A 14381-nucleotide genomic window follows, 5' to 3' on the forward strand; every position below is an offset into this window, starting at 1 on the left:
GACTACATTTCTACGGCAGGATGCGCAAGGCGTCCGCAATAGCCGTGTTCCCGGCCTGCGGTAACGCTCTGACGTGCAGAAACCCTGCGTCCACGACGCATGGACCGGCTGGTGGGTATGTTTTGTCGACCAGTGTTGACACCGTGTGATGCGCCGAATGTATGGTCGAAATCCGCCGAAACCGAACGGCTGGTCGGCGGCATTTCCGGTCCAGGTTTCCCACGCCGTCGGCCCGGCGTCACGGGCCGTCGGCTCCGCTTTGGCTCAAGGGGGTTGGAGCACGTTGAACGGCTTCCGGGAAGACAGTCCGTCCGGCAGATCGGGGGAATTCTCATGCTGATCCGCCTGACAGGACTCGTGACGATCGAGCACGACCACGGCGCCCCGCAGCACCTGTCCAGCGCCCAGGCCCAGGTGGCGTTCGCCCGCCTGGTCCTGGAGCGCTCCGCCGGCACCAGCCGCGACCAGCTGGCCGACACCATCTGGCCCGACGGGCTGCCCGACACGTGGGCCTCCGCGCTGCGCAGCGTGGTCTCGCGGGTGCGGGCGTTCGTCGCCTCCCCCGGCCAGGGCCCGGGCGCCACCCCGCTGATCGCCCAGGGCGGGCGCTACGTCCTGCGGCTGCCCGCGGACGCGGCGGTGGACCTGGAGGCCGCCGCCAGCGCGGTCGGGGAGGCCGGGGAGGCGTACGCGGCCCGCTCCTACGCGGTGGCGCAGCAGTTGGCCGCGGGGGCGATCGCCAATCTGCGCGGCGCGTTCCTGCCCGACCACGAGGGCGAGTGGGCGGGCGGGGTGCGCGAGCACGTGGAGGAGTTGCGGATGTCCGCGCTGGAGACGGCGAGCCTGTCGGCGTCGGCGCTGGGCGAGGAGCACCACGCGCTGCGCTGGGCCGACGAGGCGGTGCGCCGCGCCCCGTTCCGTGAGAGCGCCTACCGCTGCCGGATGGAGGCGCTGGCCGCGGCCGGCAACCGGGCCGAGGCGCTGCGCTGTTACCAGCAGCTGCGCCAGGTGCTGGCGGAGGAGCTGGGCATCGACCCGGCCGCCGAGACGCAGGAGCTCTACCTGGCGCTGCTGCGCTCCCCCGCCCCGGTCGCGCCCGCCGCGGCGGCGGTGCGGCCGGTGGACCCGGTGCTGATGGGGATCTTCGAGCCGCTGGCCCTGGCCCGGCTGGCGCGTCCGGCCGGGCCGCCGGTGCGCGCGGCCTGACGGCTTGTCGGTGCGTGCGGTGCGGCCTGACGGCTTGTCGGTGCGCGTGGTCTGACGGCTTGTCGTCGTGGCGGGCGGCCCCCGGCGTTGGGGGCCGCCCGCCCGCGTGCGCGCACGGGGGCGGGCGGGGGCGCGGGGGTCGCGGGCGCGCCGGGGCGGGCGCGCGTGTGTTGCGGAGGTGTTGCGGTGGGCGTGGCGCACGGCGCGCTCGTAGTAGCGTCGAGGCGCGAAGTCGCGCACGCCGCGCGGCTTTTACCGAACCGGGACGGGGGTCGAGCGTTGGGAAGGGGTGGTGGGTGTGGGACGGGCACGCGTGGCGGCGCGGGTGATCGTGCACCCTGGTGTGGAGGACCTCAGCGTCCAGCAGGTGTTGGAGGCACTGGCGGACCCTGCCCGCAGATCGGTGGTGCGCCGGCTGGCCCACGCGGGCGCCGCGCTGAGCTGCGGCTCCTTTGACCTTCCGGTCTCCCGCTCCACCTCGACGCACCACTTCAACGTGCTGCGCCAGGCCGGACTGCTGCACCAGTACTACGTGGGCACCACCAAGATGAACTCGCTGCGCGCCGAGGAGCTGGAGGGCCGTTTCCCGGGCCTGCTGTCGGCGGTGGTGGCCGCCGCCGACGCCGAGGCCCGCACGGCGCCCTGACGGCCGGCCCGCTCCGGGCGAGCGGGCCGGCCGTGGCCGGTCCTGGCGGGGTCGGTCCTGGCGTGGCCGGTCCTGGTGGGGCCGGTTCCGGCGGGGTCGGTCCTGGTGAGGTCAGTTCCGGACGGTGAGGACGATCTTGCCGACCTGGGTGCCGGCCTCCAGGTAGCGGTGGGCCTCGGCGATCTCGTCGAGGCCCTCGAAGACCCGGTCGACGGCGGGGGCGAAGGAGCCGTCCGCGAGCCCGGCGGTGACGAAGGCCTGGGCGCGGCGCAGCCGTTCGTCGTCGCGGGTCACCTCGTGCATCGAGTAGAAGCGGCTGGTGACGGGGGCGAAGGTGTCCTGGCCGGGCAGGGGGGTGTCGCGGGGGTCGAGGCGGCCGTAGACGATCAGGCGGCCGCCGGGGGCGAGGGTGCGGGCGAGGGTGAGGACGCCGGGGCCGGCGACGGGGTCGAAGACGGTGCGCACGCCGGCGCCGGCGGTGATGGCGTCCACGCGGGCCACCAGGTCCTCCTCGCCGGTGATGACGACGTCGGCGGCGCCGGCGTCCAGGAGTTGCTGCTTCTTGGCGCGGGTGCGGGTGGTGGCGATGGGGACGGCGCCCAGGCGGCGGGCGGTGCGGATGGCGGCCAGGCCGGTGCCGGAGGCGGCGGCGGTGAGCAGGACGTGGTCGCCGGGGCGCAGGTGGCCGTCCTCGGCGAGGGCGCCGTAGGCGGTCAGGTAGGGCATCCACACGGCCGTGCCCTGGACGTCGGTGAGGCCGGCCGGGTGGTGGACGACGGCGCGGGCGGGCACGAGGGCGTGGGTGCGGTAGACGCCGTAGTCGTTCTGGGAGAAGGCGGGGACGGTGTCGACCCGGTCGCCGGCGGCGAAGCCGGTGACGCCCTCGCCGAGGGCTTCCACGGTGCCGGCGGCCTCGTAGCCGGGGGTGGCGGGCAGCCTGGGCTCGTCGAGGTAGGTGCCGGCGCGGAAGAGGGCCTCGGCGCGGTTGAGGCCGATCGCGGTGACGCGGATGAGCAGTTCGCCGGGGCCGGGCACGGGTACGGGGGCGGCTCGCACGGTCAGGACCTCCGGTCCTCCGGTGCGGTCGAAGACGACGGTCCTGGACATGGTGCAACTCCCCTGCTGCGGCGGGCCGATGGCGGTGCGGCGTGCGGTGCGGTGTGCGGTGCGGCGTGTGGTGCGGCCACTTACGTAACCCGGTGCGCGGGGAACTGTCAAACTTCGACCGGCCTCGGAATAGTGGGCGGTCGGCGGGCGTTGCCGGTGAGTTGACCTCGCGTCAGATACGGGGCTGCGGGGGCGGGCGGGGACCCGGCGCGGCGGCGGGCGGGCGTCACCGCGCCCGCGTCGGATCGTCATGAGAATCATCGAGAATCGCCCCTTCCGGAGCGCCGGTTGGGGCCGATCATGGGAGGACCTTCCTGTCCGCCGTCGAGAGGAACAGCCATGGCAAGGCGGCTGCGCGTCATCGGTAGCACCTCGGGTGTCGGCGACTGCCCGACGCTGTACGAGGACGTGGACACCGGCGAGGTGGTCGTGCAGGGGTATGCCGTGACGGACCCCGAGGACGTGGCGCAACTCATGCACGTGAAGGACGATGAGGGCTTCGTAGTCGTGCCCCGCGAGCTGCTGGTGCGGTTCGCTCCGAAGGAGTCGACGCCGGTGCCGGAGTTCGTACCGCAGCAGCGGATCACCGAGTTCATCAACGACGGGTTCGAGCACACCGCGTGGCGGTTGGAGACAAGGGCGGGATACCTCTCCGACAAGCAGATGCCCTCCTACGCCGAGTTCCTTCGGACGGGGGACAGCGCCGGGGAGGTCGGGCACCCCTGGTTCGAGAACGTGCGCCGCATGGTCGGCAAGGGCAAGAGGTTCGAGCGGGTGCGCCTGGTGGACGATCCGCCGACCGAGGGGCAGCGGTACCTGCTGGCGTGCGCCCGGACCAACGTGGCGGCCGGTGAGGACATCCGGTGCATGTGGCGCTCGGAGGCCGAGGCGGCCGGGCTGGCCGGGCTGTCGGACTTCTGGCTCTTCGGCTCCCGCACGGTCGCGCGCTTCCACTTCGAGGGGGAGCGCACCGTGGGAATGGAGTTGGTCACCGACCCGCTGGAAGTCCTCCGTGCCTGCCAGGTGCGTGATGCCGCCTGGCACCACGCGAGGCCCTACGCGCAGTTCCGGGCTCAGGTACCTTCCGGCATGTGAGCACCGACTATCAGCAGGCGCGGTCTGCTCTTGGTGCCCGGATGCGTGAACTGCGCACCGAGTGCGGGTTGTCCGGACGCGCCTTGGCCGTGCGGCTGGGCTGGCCCCAGTCCAAGGTCAGCAAGCTGGAGAACGGCAGGCAGTCGCCCACCGGGGCCGATGTGGTCGCCTGGGCCGAGGCCGTCGGCCGGCCCGAAGCCGGCGCCGAACTGGTGGGCCGGCTGCGGACGGTGGAGACCCAGTACCGGTCGTGGCGGCGCCAACTCGCCGGCGGTGTCCGGCCGGTACAGGAGGCGCACGCCGCGCAGGGGAAGCGGACCGGCGACCGGCGGTCATTCGACCCGACCCTGGTTCCCGGCCTGCTCCAGACCGCCGAGTACGCGCGAGCGGTCCTCACCCGGTACACCAGGGTCCATCCGTCGATCCGCGACGTGGAGGCCGCGACGGCAACCCGCATGGAACGCCAGAGGGCTCTCGACGACCGGTCGCGGTCGTTCCACTTCCTGGTGTGGGAAGGCGCCCTCGTCTCCCGGCTCTGCCCGCCGGCCGTACTGGCGGACCAGCTGGAGTCCCTGGCCCCCTGGCTGGCCCGGGGCAACGTCCGGCTCGGGATCGTGCCGTTCGATGCCGATCTCAGAGTGCCCGCGGGAGTCGGATTCTCCATCCACGACGGCGCGTTGGTCATCACCGAGTCCTGGCACGCGGAGATGTGGCTGGACGATCCGGCGGACGTCGCGCTTCACGTCCGGGCGTGGGAGGCCCTGGCGGAGAGCGCCGTCTACGGACCGTCAGCCCATCGGGTGATTTCCCGGGCCCGCCGGTCGCTGCTGTGAGAATCACCGGGAATCACCGGCGCCCGGTTCCGGCCGCCGCCCCTACCTTCGTGGTGACGGAACCCCCACCGGTCAAGGGAGTGGCACATGGCGGGTCTTGAGCCGACTGGACAGTCGCAACGGGTGAGCGCCGAGGAGTCGGCGGCGAACGATCTGCGGGAAGCACTGCGCGCCGCCGGGATCTCCACCCTCGTCCGCGGCGGCCCGGAGGTGTTCGCGGGATCCAGCTTCTCCTGGGTGGCCCTGGGACACCTCAAGGAGGCCGAGGCCGCCGCGCTCGCCGCCCTGATCCGCAAAGCCCTGGACACGTGAGCGCGGCACCGCAAGGGGCCCCCGGCCGCCGGGAGGCGGGGCGGCCCCGCCGGGCCCCGGCGAGCGGTCCGGCCGTCCAGGCCGTCCCCGGAGGAACGCGAGCGCCGTCGAGCGGGCCCGACTTCGCCGAGCTGCTCGGGCGGTGCCGGCGCTCCGCCGTCCATCTGGAGCTGCGGGACTCCTATGCCCCGACCGAGCGGTTCGAGGCATGGCGGCGCGGCGAGCGGATCGACTGGCAGGACCGCGCGTCCTGGTGGCATCCCTACGACCAGCTGATCACGGACACGGTGGCCCGGGGTGTGGCCGTGCGCCGGGCCCGGGTCGTCTCCGAGCCCGTGTCCGCGTACGTCCGGTGGGAGCACTACGTCACCCACGCCAACGTCACGGCGGGTGAGGAGGTCCGCTGGCTGCCCCGGCGACGGGCCACGGGCATCCCCCTGCCGGGCAACGACTTCTGGCTGTTCGACGGCGCGCTGCTCCGGGTGCACCACTTCTCCGGCGACGGCGCGGTGGTCGAGGACGAGATCACCGAGGACCCGCAGACCGTCGAGCTGTGCGCCACCGCGTTCGAAGCGGTCTGGGAGCGAGCGGTCCCGCACCACCTGTACGACATCTGACGAAGGCCGGGCCTGCGCGCCCGCACCGCCCCTCTGCGAGCGTTCAGCAGGCCCGCAGGGGCGGTGCGGGGCGCGGCAGCGCGCTCGCTCGTGGCGGGCGCCTTGGCCTGCCTGGACTGATACGGGAGGCGTCAGACGGCGGCGGGCGGTGCGTCCTGCGCCCGCGGCGCCGGGACGACGGCGGCGGCCGGGGTGGCGGCCGGGGTGGCGGGGCCCAGGCGGCGGCGCAGGAGGACGGCGGCCAGGGCGGCGAGGGCGAAGCCCGCTCCGGCCCAGGGCAGGTGGCGGGCGCCGGCGGTGGAGACGACGAGGCCGCCCACCGCACTGCCGACGGTGATGCCCAGGTTGGAGAAGGAGATGAACAGGCTGTTGCCGAACTCGGGTGCGTCCTGGGCGTCGCGGGCCAGCCAGCTCTGGCTGACGACGAGTCCGCCGGAGTGCACCGCGCCCCAGAGCAGGACGCCGGCGGTCATCGGCGCGGGCCAGGGGCCGATCGCGTAGAGGAGGGCGTAGAGGAGGACGTAGAGGGCGGGGAAGGCGGTGACGGTGCGCGGCAGGTCGCGTTCGAGGAGGCGGCCGAAGAGGAGGTTGCCGAGGACCATGACGATCCCGAAGGCCATCAGCGCGGCGCCCACCAGGGAGGCGCTCAGGCCGGTGACGCGTTCCAGGTATTCGGCGAAGTAGCCGTAGACGGAGAACATCGCGGCGAACACGCACACGACGGCGAGGACCGACAGCCACAGGCGGCCCCGGCGCAGGATGGCCAGCTGGCCCCGGTAGGAGGGGCGCCGACCGGCGGGCGCTGCGGATGCTGCGGGGGTGGTGGGCGCGGCGGGGGTGGCGGGCAGGAGGAGCAGGACGCCCAGGCAGGCCAGCAGGTTGACGCCGGCGCCGAACCAGAACGCGGCGGCCAGGCCCGCGTGTTCGGCGAGGTAGGAGGTGAGCGGTACGCCGAAGGCGAAGCCGACGGTGACGCCGGCGAAGACGGTGGTGGCCGCCCGGGTGGCGCGGTGGGCGGGGACCAGGTTGGCGGCGGTGGTGAGGGCGACGGCGAAGAAGACGGGGTGGAAGAGCGCGGGCAGGATCCGGAAGGCGAACATCACGGCGAAGTCGTCGGTGAGCGCGTACACGGCGTTGGAGAGCGCGAAGACGGCCAGTGCGCTCGCCAGGACGGCCTTGCGGCGCAGGCCGGAGGCCAGCAGGGTGCCGAACGGTCCGGTGGCGGCGACCACGAGGGCGAAGACGCCCACCAGCCAGCCGGCGGCGGAGGGGGTGACGCCGAGGTCCTCGGAGATGCGGGGCAGGACGCCGACGACGCCCATCTCGGTGGTGATGATCCCGAACACTCCCAGGGAGAGCGTCAGGACGGCGGGGCCGGTCTTTCCCATGTGGTGCCTCCGTCCGCCCGGTGCGCGGGGTGTGCGGGCGCACGGCACCCGCCCCCCCACGTACGGGGCTACAAATCTAGATAGTTAGATGGAATGGGGCGAAAAGGAAGGGCGCAGCCCGGGCCGCCCCGGGCGGGGGCGGTGGGGTGCGCCCCTGAGGGGGCGGAGCGTCAGAGTTCGTCGCGGGCGTAGGCGGCGAACGCGGCGATCGTCTCCTCGTCGCGGCGGTAGAAGGTCCACTTGCCGACGCGTTCGGACACCAGCAGTCCGGCGTCGCGCAGGATCTGCAGGTAGCCGGAGACGACGGACTGGGCGAGCCCGGACTTCTCCCGGATGTCCGTCACGCACACGCCGATGTGGAAGCCCACGCCGCGTTCGCGGTAGTAGTCCTCGTCGAAGTAGCGCTCGGGCGTCTTGAGCCAGCGCAGGAAGTCCGCCCGCGCCGGGTTGGCGAGCGCCTTGTGGACGGCCAGCGGATCCACCGCGCGCTCCCTTCGCCCGAGCCTCGACCAGATGACGTATCCAATATTCTAGATGTGAAGAAGCGTGTCAACCGGGGCCGGCGCGGGGCGGGCCCCTCCCGCCCGGGGCCTTGGCGGGTTCGCGGCGCTAGGGTGTGGCGGTGACCTCGCTGCCGGAAGACCTCTCGCCCCTGGCCGGCGACGACGACCGCGACACGGCCGTGCAGCGCCTACAGGAGGCGTACAGCCAAGGGCGCATCTCCCACGAGGAGATGGACGAACGCCTCCACCAGGCGCTCACCGCCAGGACGCAGGGCGCACTCGCACGGTCCCTGGCCTCGCTCCCCGAGCCGGGCGCGGGCGCCGAGGTGACGATCGGCGCCGCCACGGGACGCATCCGGCGCAGCGGCGCCTGGCGGGTGCCCCGGACCCTCAAGGTCGCCTCCGCGCTCGGCAGGGTGCGCCTGGACCTGTCCCGGGCGGTCTTCGAGCACCCGGTCGTCGACATCGAACTGCAGCTCGGCACCGGCGGCGCCAGGATCACGGTGCCCCACGACGCGGTCGTCGACATCGAGGGCATGCACGCCGGCTGGAAGGAGGCCCGCTACAAGCCCCCGCGGCACCCCACGCCCGGCGGCCCCACCATCCGGATCTCCGGGACCACCGGATTCGGACGGCTGAAGATCCGCCACGCGCGGCGCTGAGGCCCCTCCCCCGGGGCTGGCGAATTCTTTAAATTCCTTTGGCTAAAGCATAATTGACGGTTCGTCATATCCGGGGATCGATCCCGCTCTCCGCCCCGCGGCAGCGCGGGAAGGGCGCTAGCCGGGCCGCGGGGTCGCGGGCGCCGCCGCGCGCGGGGTCAGCAGCCGGGTTCGGCCGGCGTGGACGAGACCAGGGCGAGCGCGGCCGCCCGCAGTTCGGCCTCCCACTCCGCCTGCTGGTCGAGCCCCAGCGTGTACGCGAGGCAGCAGGTGCACTGCGGGATCAGCCGCACGAACGCACGCTCCTGCGCCGTCTGGGCCCCGGTCTCCCCCAGGTCGTCCCAGCCCAGGTCCTCCAAGCCCAGGTCGGCGAGCGGGACCTCCCCGGCCAGGAACCGCGCCGCCGTCCGCCGCAGGGCGTGCCGGCCGGCCAGGGCGAGGTCCGGCAGCGCGATCCCGCACTCGGCCAGCGCCCGCTCGAACTCGTCGCGGAGCTCCTGGCCGTCCGCGTTGCGCGGCCGGCCGGCCAGCTCGCACAGCGTCGGCCCGTCCAGCCCGGCCGCGAGCGCCTCGGCCGCGATCATCGGCAGCTGCGCCGCGTCGACCTCCCCCACCCGGTAGCGGCACGCCACCTCGCCCAGCACCAAGCGCCCCTGGCGCGCGAGCGCCCCCGCCGCCGTCCGCGAGTCTCCGTCGATCACACCGCCCACGATGCCACCCCCGCCCCCGAGGCACCCGCCCGGGGCCGCCCCGGCTCGGCGCCCCCCGCCTCCGACGGCCGCCGGTGCGCCCACCCTGCCTTTCGCGCGGTCGAGTTGACGGTCTGGGCGCGAAGCCCCGCGGCCTGGGGCCGCGTGGTGCCGTCCGGCCGGCGCGGCCGGTGTCGGAGGCGCACGGTAGCGTGCCGGGATGGGACGGACTGTGACGTATCTGGAGATGACCAGCCGCGGGGAGCTGCGGCCCGGGCGGGTCGTGCCGCAGGTGGGGCTTCGGCGGCAGGAGGGGCTGTCGGCGCTGGTGCGCTCGGTGATGGCCCGGGTCGGTGCGGCGTACGGGTGGCGCAGTTCGACGCGCTCCGAGCAGCAGTGGGAGGAGCTGGCGGCAGCGCACCCGCGCTGCCAGTACTGGCTGATCGAGCTGGCGGGCGAGACGGCCGGGGTCGTCGCGCTGGAGCCCCAGCCCGGCGGGGACGTCGAGGTCCGCACCTTCGGGCTGCTGCCCGAGTACGTCGGCCGCGGGCTCGGCGGGCACGCCCTCACGCTGGCGCTGGAGCAGGCCTGGGGAACCGAACTCCCGCAGGCGCAGGCCGTCCGCAGGGTGTGGCTGCACACCGACTCCGAGGACCACCCGAGCGCGCTCGTCAACTACCGGCGCCGGGGCCTGCGCGTCTACCGCACCGAGGTCGAGGATGCGCCGGTGCGCGACAGCTGATCCCAGGACGCGCATGATGCGGGCGGCGGCGCCGGCCGGACACCGGGTCGGTGCCTTCCTCGGGTACGCGACCGGGCGGGGCCGGGCCCGCTCGGACGCCGGGCCTGATCCCGCCCGACCTCCCCGGGATCCGCCGGCTGATCGCCCGCCGCACCCGGCCCGTTCGCCGCAGAACCGGCCCACATCCCGCACTGGTCCCGCTGGTCCTGCGGGTCCCGCTGGCGCTGCCGACGCCAACACCGTTCCCGTACCGGCCACTTCGAGAAACGAGGCCACGGTCCGAGAGCCGAAGCCTCGTCACGTCGAGCACTGTTACGGCCGGCGCGAGGGCGTCTGGCGGGCGCGGTCGGCGACGGCCCGCAGCAGGGCCTCGGCACTGCCGGGGGCGGCCGCCCAGTGCCGCATCCCGGCGTGGGCGGCGCGGCGCCCGGGGCTCAACGCCCGTACGGGCAGGGAGAACTGGCCGTGCAGGCACCACCACCTCACGACCCGGGCGCAGCTGCGCCTCACGCCGGATCCGGGAAGTCGTCGGCGCCTGCGGTGCTGCCGGTGCCGTCAGGGCTTTCGGTGTCGTCGGCTCCGTCTGCGGGGCGCAGGTGGATGGGGTGGGCGTGGGTGCCGACGAAGGCGATCGTGCGCAGCGCGCCGAAGTCGGTCAGCCGGCGGGCGATGCGGGCGGTGGATTCGGGGGCGAACAGGTCGGCGAGGTAGGCGGCGTGGTCGTCGTCGAGGGGGAGGCGGGCCAGGGCGGTGCGCACGGCCGTCAGGGCGTCGGCGAGCCGGGTGAAGGTGGCGGTCCTGGTGACGCCGCCGATCTCGACGGTGACCGGGTGCGGGTAGTCGCGGGGCGGGGTGGTGGTCACGCGGCGGCGCCGTTCTGGGGTCCGAGGACCGCCCAGACCGCTTTGCCGACTCCGCCCGCGCGGGGGCGGCAGCCCCACTGGAGGGCGAGTTCGGACACCAGCCACAGCCCCCGCCCGCATTCCTGGTCCCCGTTGACGCGGCGCAGCACGGGCGGCCGGGAGTCGGCGTCGTGGACCTCGATCCGCAGGTCGTCGGAGGAGAGGGCGAAGCGCACGAACAGCAGCCGGTCGGACGGGGTGCGGGCGTGCTGGACGGCGTTGGCGACGAGTGCGCCGAGCACCAACCCGGAGTAGTCGCGGAACAGTTCACCCCCTTGGTGGTCGGAGAGGAAGCCTCGCAGCAGCCCCCGCGCGGTGGGCACGGACTTCTGGTGGCGCGACAGCCAGCAGGAGTACTCCCCCACGGCGGAGGGCGGGATCTTCAGCGTTTCGGACATGGCGACGCCTCCTCGGCGGCGTGGTGATCCGGGCGCGTGGGGCAAGGCCCGAGGACGGTCTGCGGGCATGGGGATGCCCGGGTGACGACCCATCAAGATCACACTGTGTTTTTCATGGACTACTCCCTGTAGCATGCCACTGCACCAATGCTGTCTGCAACAAGAACAACTGCAACCATGCAGATTTGCGAGGCGCGTGGCCCCGACGGTCCGTCACGGGGCAGACTGGGCAGTTCAAGGGAGGAATCGCGCATGACCGACGAACCGAGGCCGACCGTCCGCGGCCGCCGCCTGGGGTCGGAGCTCCGTCGGCTCCGGGAATCAGCGAACAAGACCACCGAGGACGCCGCATCCGCGCTCGCGTGCTCGCGCGCGAAGATCAGCCGGATAGAGACCGGCGCGGTCGGGATCCGCCGGCTGGACCTCGGCGTCCTGATGGACCTGTATGGCGTCACGGAGCCGAGGGACCGCAATTCCCTTGAGGCGCTGGCCCGCGACAGCAAGAAGCGCGGCTGGTGGCACGACCACGGCGATACGATCCCGCCCGCCTATGTGGACTTCCTCGATCTGGAAGCAGACGCTCGCTACATCCGAAACTGGCAGCCGCTGGTCCTGCCAGGCCTGTTGCAGACCGAGGACTACACCCGCGCCCTGCTTCAGGCCAACCCGGCTGTTGTCCGCCCGGAACGCATCGACCAGTTGGTCAAGCTCCGGATGGAACGCAAGGAGGTTCTGACCAAGCCCGATCCGGCCCGACTCTGCGCGATCGTCTGGGAGCCGGCCCTCCGATGCCCGGTGGGCGGCGCCGATGCACACCGCGCGCAACTGGACTACCTCGTCGAAGCGGCACAACTCCCCAACGTCACCCTGCAAGTGGTTCCGCTCGACATCGGTCCGACCGCTGGCGCCTGTGGGGCATTCGTGATGTACGGATTCACCGGCTCCCCCACCTCGGGAGCGGTGTTCCTGGAGAATCTGACGAGCAGCCATTACCTGGAACGAGAGGCGGAACTCGACGGCTACGGGCTCGTCTTCGAGGACCTGCGATCGTCAGCCCTGAACCCCGCCCAGTCGCTGGATATGATCACCGCAATCGCGGCAGAGACAGCGAGTTAAGAGATCAGACAAGAGGGTGAGCGCATGACCAAGCCGAAGATCTCCGCTCGGGGCTGGTACAAGAGCAGCTACAGCGCACAGGCGAACGAGTGTGTGGAGGCGGGGCGCGTCGTCGGCGGCGGCATGGCCGTCCGCGACTCCAAGGACCCCGACGGCCCCGCACTGGTCTTCCCCGCCGACGCCTGGACCGCCTTCGTCACCGGGATCAAGGCCGACGGCCTCCCCACCGCCTGACCCTCCAACCACCCCGTCGGAGCGAAGGACCACCCGGCAACAACGCAACCCAGCTTGCGGAGGATCGCCCGTGACCAGCACCACCCAGAACCCCGCCTCCTGGCGCAAGAGTAGCCACAGCAACAACGACGGCGGTGTCTGCGTCGAGGTCGACGACGCACACCCGGGCCGCGTCCGGGACTCCAAGGACCCCGACGGCCCCCGGCTGGCCTTCTCCCCTGATGCCTGGCAGTCCTTCGTGACGGCCGTACGCAGCGGCGAGTTCGGCCAGATCTGACGGTTTGACAGGCCCGGGTCCATGCCACTGCGGCAGGGGACCCGGGCATTTCGCGGACTCCCCGAGGACGGCGGCATGACCGAGATCGAACTGCGCCACCACCGCGAACTCGCCGACGCGGTCCGCCATGAACTGGCCGCCCTGTACGCCGATGTGCGCGCCCCGCTGCTGCATCTGCCCAACTACGCCCTGCCCACCTTCACCGGACGCCTGCAGCGCCACGGCGGTGAGCCCGGCTTCGAGGCCGTCATCGGCTACGCCGGTACCGTGCCCGTCGGCTACGCCTACGGCAACACCGTCGAGGCGGCCGACCGCTGGTGGACCCGCATGGCCCGCCCGATGCCCCACCACCTGACCACCGCGCCGGTGTTCGCCCTCAAGGAACTGGGTGTGCGCACCCCGTGGCGCGGCACCGGCGTCGCCCGCCGCATCCACGACGCGCTCCTCGCCGCCCGACCCGAGGAGCGGGCCACGCTCATGGTCAACCCCGCCGCCGGGGACGGCAAGGTGCACGCGCTGTACAGGGCGTGGGGCTACGAGGACGTCAACGAGGTCCGCCCCCACCCGGACGCGCCGCCGCTGATCGCGATGCTGTACCGAAAGCCAACCCCCTTGGCATAGCGTCTCGTTCACAACACCCTGCGGCCAAGGGAGACAACCGTGCACGCGAACGACCAGACACGGTGGCGCAAGAGCAGCTACAGCGCACAGGCGAACGAGTGCGTCGAGGCGGGGAACATCGTCGCTGACGGCATGGCCGTCCGCGACTCCAAAGACCCCGACGGGCCCGTGCTCGCTTTCTCCTCCGACGCCTGGTCCGACTTCCTCACCGGAATCAAGGCCGGCGACTTCCCCACCGCCTGACCCTCCAACCACCCCCGCCACCGCCTGCAACGCACCGCGAGCGCCAAGAGCCCGCCCCAGCGGATCCACCAGGCCTCTGAGCGGGAGCCGAACAGGGGACCCGGCAGGGCGCGGGCCCGCAGCAAACCGGTGGTTCCGCACAGGAAGTCGGACCGGCCGACTTCTCGCGCTTCAGTCCGCCCCCGCCGCCCTGCGGGGTGCGGGGGCACCGCTCCCCCGCCGTGCCCGCCGACGCCGACAGCCCGGCTCCGGCGGCAATCCTGCGCCTGCGCCCGGTGCTTGAGATCGAGCAGGAGGCTGCGCGGCTGCGGCCCGCCGACCTCGACGCCCAGCCGGTAGCGAGGCGTCCCGCGCACCCGCCGCACCGCCTCGGCCAGCAGGACCGCCAGGCCGAACAGAACAGCGAGCACGAGAAAGATCGGAAAGCCGTCGGAACAGGCCGCGCCGCCGTCCGGCGGAAGGCCGTGGACAGGTCCGTACAACCGCAGCACCACGGGAATGCCGTCCGGCCCGACGCCCCGCCCCGCCGGCCCGACCCGCACCACGGTGGCCACGACCTCCCCGCACAGGTGCGGGAGACAGCCGGGACGGCCAACCTTGTTGCGCCGAAGGCCCCTTGCGGTGAGCAACGGGGCCGCAGGAACGGTTCGCCCCGGACCGCACCCCCAGCAGCGGACGCGTCGGCGTGGGGGGGGGGGGCCGCCCCCGGGCCCCCCCCCCCCCCCCCCCCCCCCCCCCCCCCCCCCCCAAAAAACGGATGGTTTGAAACCCAGAGAGGTTGTGGGAAACA

At 73.1% G+C, this 14381-nt stretch carries 20 protein-coding genes; 13 read left to right on the top strand and 7 right to left on the bottom strand.

The window, feature by feature from the left end; genetic code table 11:
- Nucleotides 1–333: 333 nt before the first annotated feature.
- Both ACFVTF_RS21380 and ACFVTF_RS21385 read left to right on the top strand, forming a co-directional pair.
- Nucleotides 334–1206, top strand: coding sequence for a BTAD domain-containing putative transcriptional regulator (locus tag ACFVTF_RS21380; protein ID WP_371515356.1), 873 nt, complete (start codon nt 334–336; stop codon nt 1204–1206).
- A gap of 298 nt (nt 1207–1504) precedes the next feature.
- Nucleotides 1505–1852, top strand: coding sequence for a helix-turn-helix transcriptional regulator (locus ACFVTF_RS21385; RefSeq protein ID WP_350886075.1), 348 nt, complete (start codon nt 1505–1507; stop codon nt 1850–1852).
- Nucleotides 1853–1963: 111 nt separating this feature from the next.
- Here the strand turns inward: ACFVTF_RS21385 and ACFVTF_RS21390 are convergent, their stop codons facing one another.
- Nucleotides 1964–2959: a zinc-dependent alcohol dehydrogenase family protein gene (locus tag ACFVTF_RS21390; protein WP_387815544.1), complete on the bottom strand. Its 996-nt coding sequence runs from the start codon at nt 2957–2959 to the stop codon at nt 1964–1966.
- Nucleotides 2960–3298: 339 nt separating this feature from the next.
- Between ACFVTF_RS21390 and ACFVTF_RS21395 the strand changes: the two genes are divergently transcribed.
- The 4 genes from ACFVTF_RS21395 to ACFVTF_RS21410 all read left to right on the top strand — a co-directional run bounded on the left by ACFVTF_RS21395 (nt 3299) and on the right by ACFVTF_RS21410 (nt 5816).
- Complete coding sequence (locus ACFVTF_RS21395) at nt 3299–4054, top strand: DUF6879 family protein (protein WP_387815546.1); 756 nt, start codon at nt 3299–3301, stop codon at nt 4052–4054.
- Nucleotides 4051–4887, top strand: a complete 837-nt coding sequence (locus tag ACFVTF_RS21400; protein WP_387815548.1) for a helix-turn-helix domain-containing protein — start codon at nt 4051–4053, stop codon at nt 4885–4887. The genes ACFVTF_RS21395 and ACFVTF_RS21400 overlap by 4 nt, the downstream gene beginning before the upstream one ends.
- Before the next feature lie 123 nt (nt 4888–5010).
- Nucleotides 5011–5199, top strand: a complete 189-nt coding sequence (locus ACFVTF_RS21405; RefSeq protein WP_387815550.1) for a hypothetical protein — start codon at nt 5011–5013, stop codon at nt 5197–5199.
- Nucleotides 5200–5330: 131 nt separating this feature from the next.
- Nucleotides 5331–5816, top strand: a complete 486-nt coding sequence (locus ACFVTF_RS21410; protein WP_387815610.1) for a DUF6879 family protein — start codon at nt 5331–5333, stop codon at nt 5814–5816.
- A gap of 131 nt (nt 5817–5947) precedes the next feature.
- Here the strand turns inward: ACFVTF_RS21410 and ACFVTF_RS21415 are convergent, their stop codons facing one another.
- Together ACFVTF_RS21415 and ACFVTF_RS21420 are read right to left on the bottom strand one after the other, a co-directional pair.
- Nucleotides 5948–7204 carry an MFS transporter gene (locus tag ACFVTF_RS21415; protein ID WP_387815552.1) on the bottom strand — a complete coding sequence of 419 codons (1257 nt, stop codon included), beginning with the start codon at nt 7202–7204 and terminating at the stop codon, nt 5948–5950.
- Between the two features lie 170 nt (nt 7205–7374).
- Nucleotides 7375–7686, bottom strand: a complete 312-nt coding sequence (locus ACFVTF_RS21420; protein WP_063352995.1) for a helix-turn-helix transcriptional regulator — start codon at nt 7684–7686, stop codon at nt 7375–7377.
- 140 nt (nt 7687–7826) lie between these two features.
- On the opposite strand from ACFVTF_RS21420, the gene ACFVTF_RS21425 reads away from it, so the two are divergent.
- A complete protein-coding gene (locus ACFVTF_RS21425; protein WP_371515364.1) occupies nt 7827–8369 on the top strand; it encodes a DUF1707 domain-containing protein in 543 nt (180 codons plus the stop codon).
- 158 nt (nt 8370–8527) lie between these two features.
- Here ACFVTF_RS21425 and ACFVTF_RS21430 read toward each other — a convergent pair whose 3' ends face one another.
- On the bottom strand, nt 8528–9070 hold the full coding sequence (locus ACFVTF_RS21430; protein ID WP_387815555.1) for a hypothetical protein: 543 nt from the start codon (nt 9068–9070) through the stop codon (nt 8528–8530).
- Nucleotides 9071–9278: 208 nt separating this feature from the next.
- On the opposite strand from ACFVTF_RS21430, the gene ACFVTF_RS21435 reads away from it, so the two are divergent.
- The gene (locus tag ACFVTF_RS21435; protein WP_371515367.1) at nt 9279–9800 is read left to right on the top strand and encodes a GNAT family N-acetyltransferase; all 522 of its coding nucleotides are present in this window, start codon (nt 9279–9281) and stop codon (nt 9798–9800) included.
- Between the two features lie 312 nt (nt 9801–10112).
- On the opposite strand, the gene ACFVTF_RS21440 is transcribed toward ACFVTF_RS21435, so the two are convergent.
- The 3 genes from ACFVTF_RS21440 to ACFVTF_RS21450 are packed head-to-tail and all read right to left on the bottom strand — an operon-like array spanning nt 10113 to nt 11100.
- A complete protein-coding gene (locus tag ACFVTF_RS21440; protein ID WP_387815557.1) occupies nt 10113–10310 on the bottom strand; it encodes a hypothetical protein in 198 nt (65 codons plus the stop codon).
- Nucleotides 10307–10663, bottom strand: a complete 357-nt coding sequence (locus ACFVTF_RS21445; protein WP_387815559.1) for a hypothetical protein — start codon at nt 10661–10663, stop codon at nt 10307–10309. Before ACFVTF_RS21445 ends, ACFVTF_RS21440 begins: the two co-directional genes overlap by 4 nt.
- The gene (locus ACFVTF_RS21450; protein WP_387815561.1) at nt 10660–11100 is read right to left on the bottom strand and encodes an ATP-binding protein; all 441 of its coding nucleotides are present in this window, start codon (nt 11098–11100) and stop codon (nt 10660–10662) included. The genes ACFVTF_RS21445 and ACFVTF_RS21450 overlap by 4 nt, the downstream gene beginning before the upstream one ends.
- A 252-nt stretch (nt 11101–11352) precedes the next feature.
- Between ACFVTF_RS21450 and ACFVTF_RS21455 the strand changes: the two genes are divergently transcribed.
- From ACFVTF_RS21455 to ACFVTF_RS21475, 5 genes are all read left to right on the top strand, one after another.
- A complete protein-coding gene (locus ACFVTF_RS21455; RefSeq protein WP_387815563.1) occupies nt 11353–12216 on the top strand; it encodes a helix-turn-helix domain-containing protein in 864 nt (287 codons plus the stop codon).
- A 24-nt stretch (nt 12217–12240) separates the two neighbouring features.
- On the top strand, nt 12241–12450 hold the full coding sequence (locus tag ACFVTF_RS21460) for a DUF397 domain-containing protein (protein WP_371515372.1): 210 nt from the start codon (nt 12241–12243) through the stop codon (nt 12448–12450).
- Nucleotides 12451–12520: 70 nt separating this feature from the next.
- Complete coding sequence (locus ACFVTF_RS21465; protein WP_387815566.1) at nt 12521–12727, top strand: DUF397 domain-containing protein; 207 nt, start codon at nt 12521–12523, stop codon at nt 12725–12727.
- Nucleotides 12728–12802: 75 nt separating this feature from the next.
- Nucleotides 12803–13348, top strand: a complete 546-nt coding sequence (locus ACFVTF_RS21470) for a GNAT family N-acetyltransferase (RefSeq protein ID WP_387815568.1) — start codon at nt 12803–12805, stop codon at nt 13346–13348.
- Nucleotides 13349–13387: 39 nt separating this feature from the next.
- Nucleotides 13388–13591: a DUF397 domain-containing protein gene (locus tag ACFVTF_RS21475; protein WP_387815570.1), complete on the top strand. Its 204-nt coding sequence runs from the start codon at nt 13388–13390 to the stop codon at nt 13589–13591.
- Nucleotides 13592–14381: the final 790 nt, after the last annotated feature.

Source organism: Kitasatospora sp. NPDC057940, assembly GCF_042887425.1.
GTDB lineage: Bacteria > Actinomycetota > Actinomycetes > Streptomycetales > Streptomycetaceae > Kitasatospora.

Bases quoted from the DNA above. Each gene is read 5' to 3' on its own strand.
- ACFVTF_RS21380 (WP_371515356.1), top strand. From the start codon at position 334: ATGCTGATCCGCCTGACAGGACTCGTGACGATCGAGCACGACCACGGC.
- ACFVTF_RS21390 (WP_387815544.1), bottom strand. From the start codon at position 2,959: ATGTCCAGGACCGTCGTCTTCGACCGCACCGGAGGACCGGAGGTCCTG.
- ACFVTF_RS21395 (WP_387815546.1), top strand. From the start codon at position 3,299: ATGGCAAGGCGGCTGCGCGTCATCGGTAGCACCTCGGGTGTCGGCGAC.
- ACFVTF_RS21415 (WP_387815552.1), bottom strand. From the start codon at position 7,204: ATGGGAAAGACCGGCCCCGCCGTCCTGACGCTCTCCCTGGGAGTGTTC.
- ACFVTF_RS21435 (WP_371515367.1), top strand. From the start codon at position 9,279: ATGGGACGGACTGTGACGTATCTGGAGATGACCAGCCGCGGGGAGCTG.
- ACFVTF_RS21450 (WP_387815561.1), bottom strand. From the start codon at position 11,100: ATGTCCGAAACGCTGAAGATCCCGCCCTCCGCCGTGGGGGAGTACTCC.
- ACFVTF_RS21455 (WP_387815563.1), top strand. From the start codon at position 11,353: ATGACCGACGAACCGAGGCCGACCGTCCGCGGCCGCCGCCTGGGGTCG.
- ACFVTF_RS21460 (WP_371515372.1), top strand. From the start codon at position 12,241: ATGACCAAGCCGAAGATCTCCGCTCGGGGCTGGTACAAGAGCAGCTAC.
- ACFVTF_RS21470 (WP_387815568.1), top strand. From the start codon at position 12,803: ATGACCGAGATCGAACTGCGCCACCACCGCGAACTCGCCGACGCGGTC.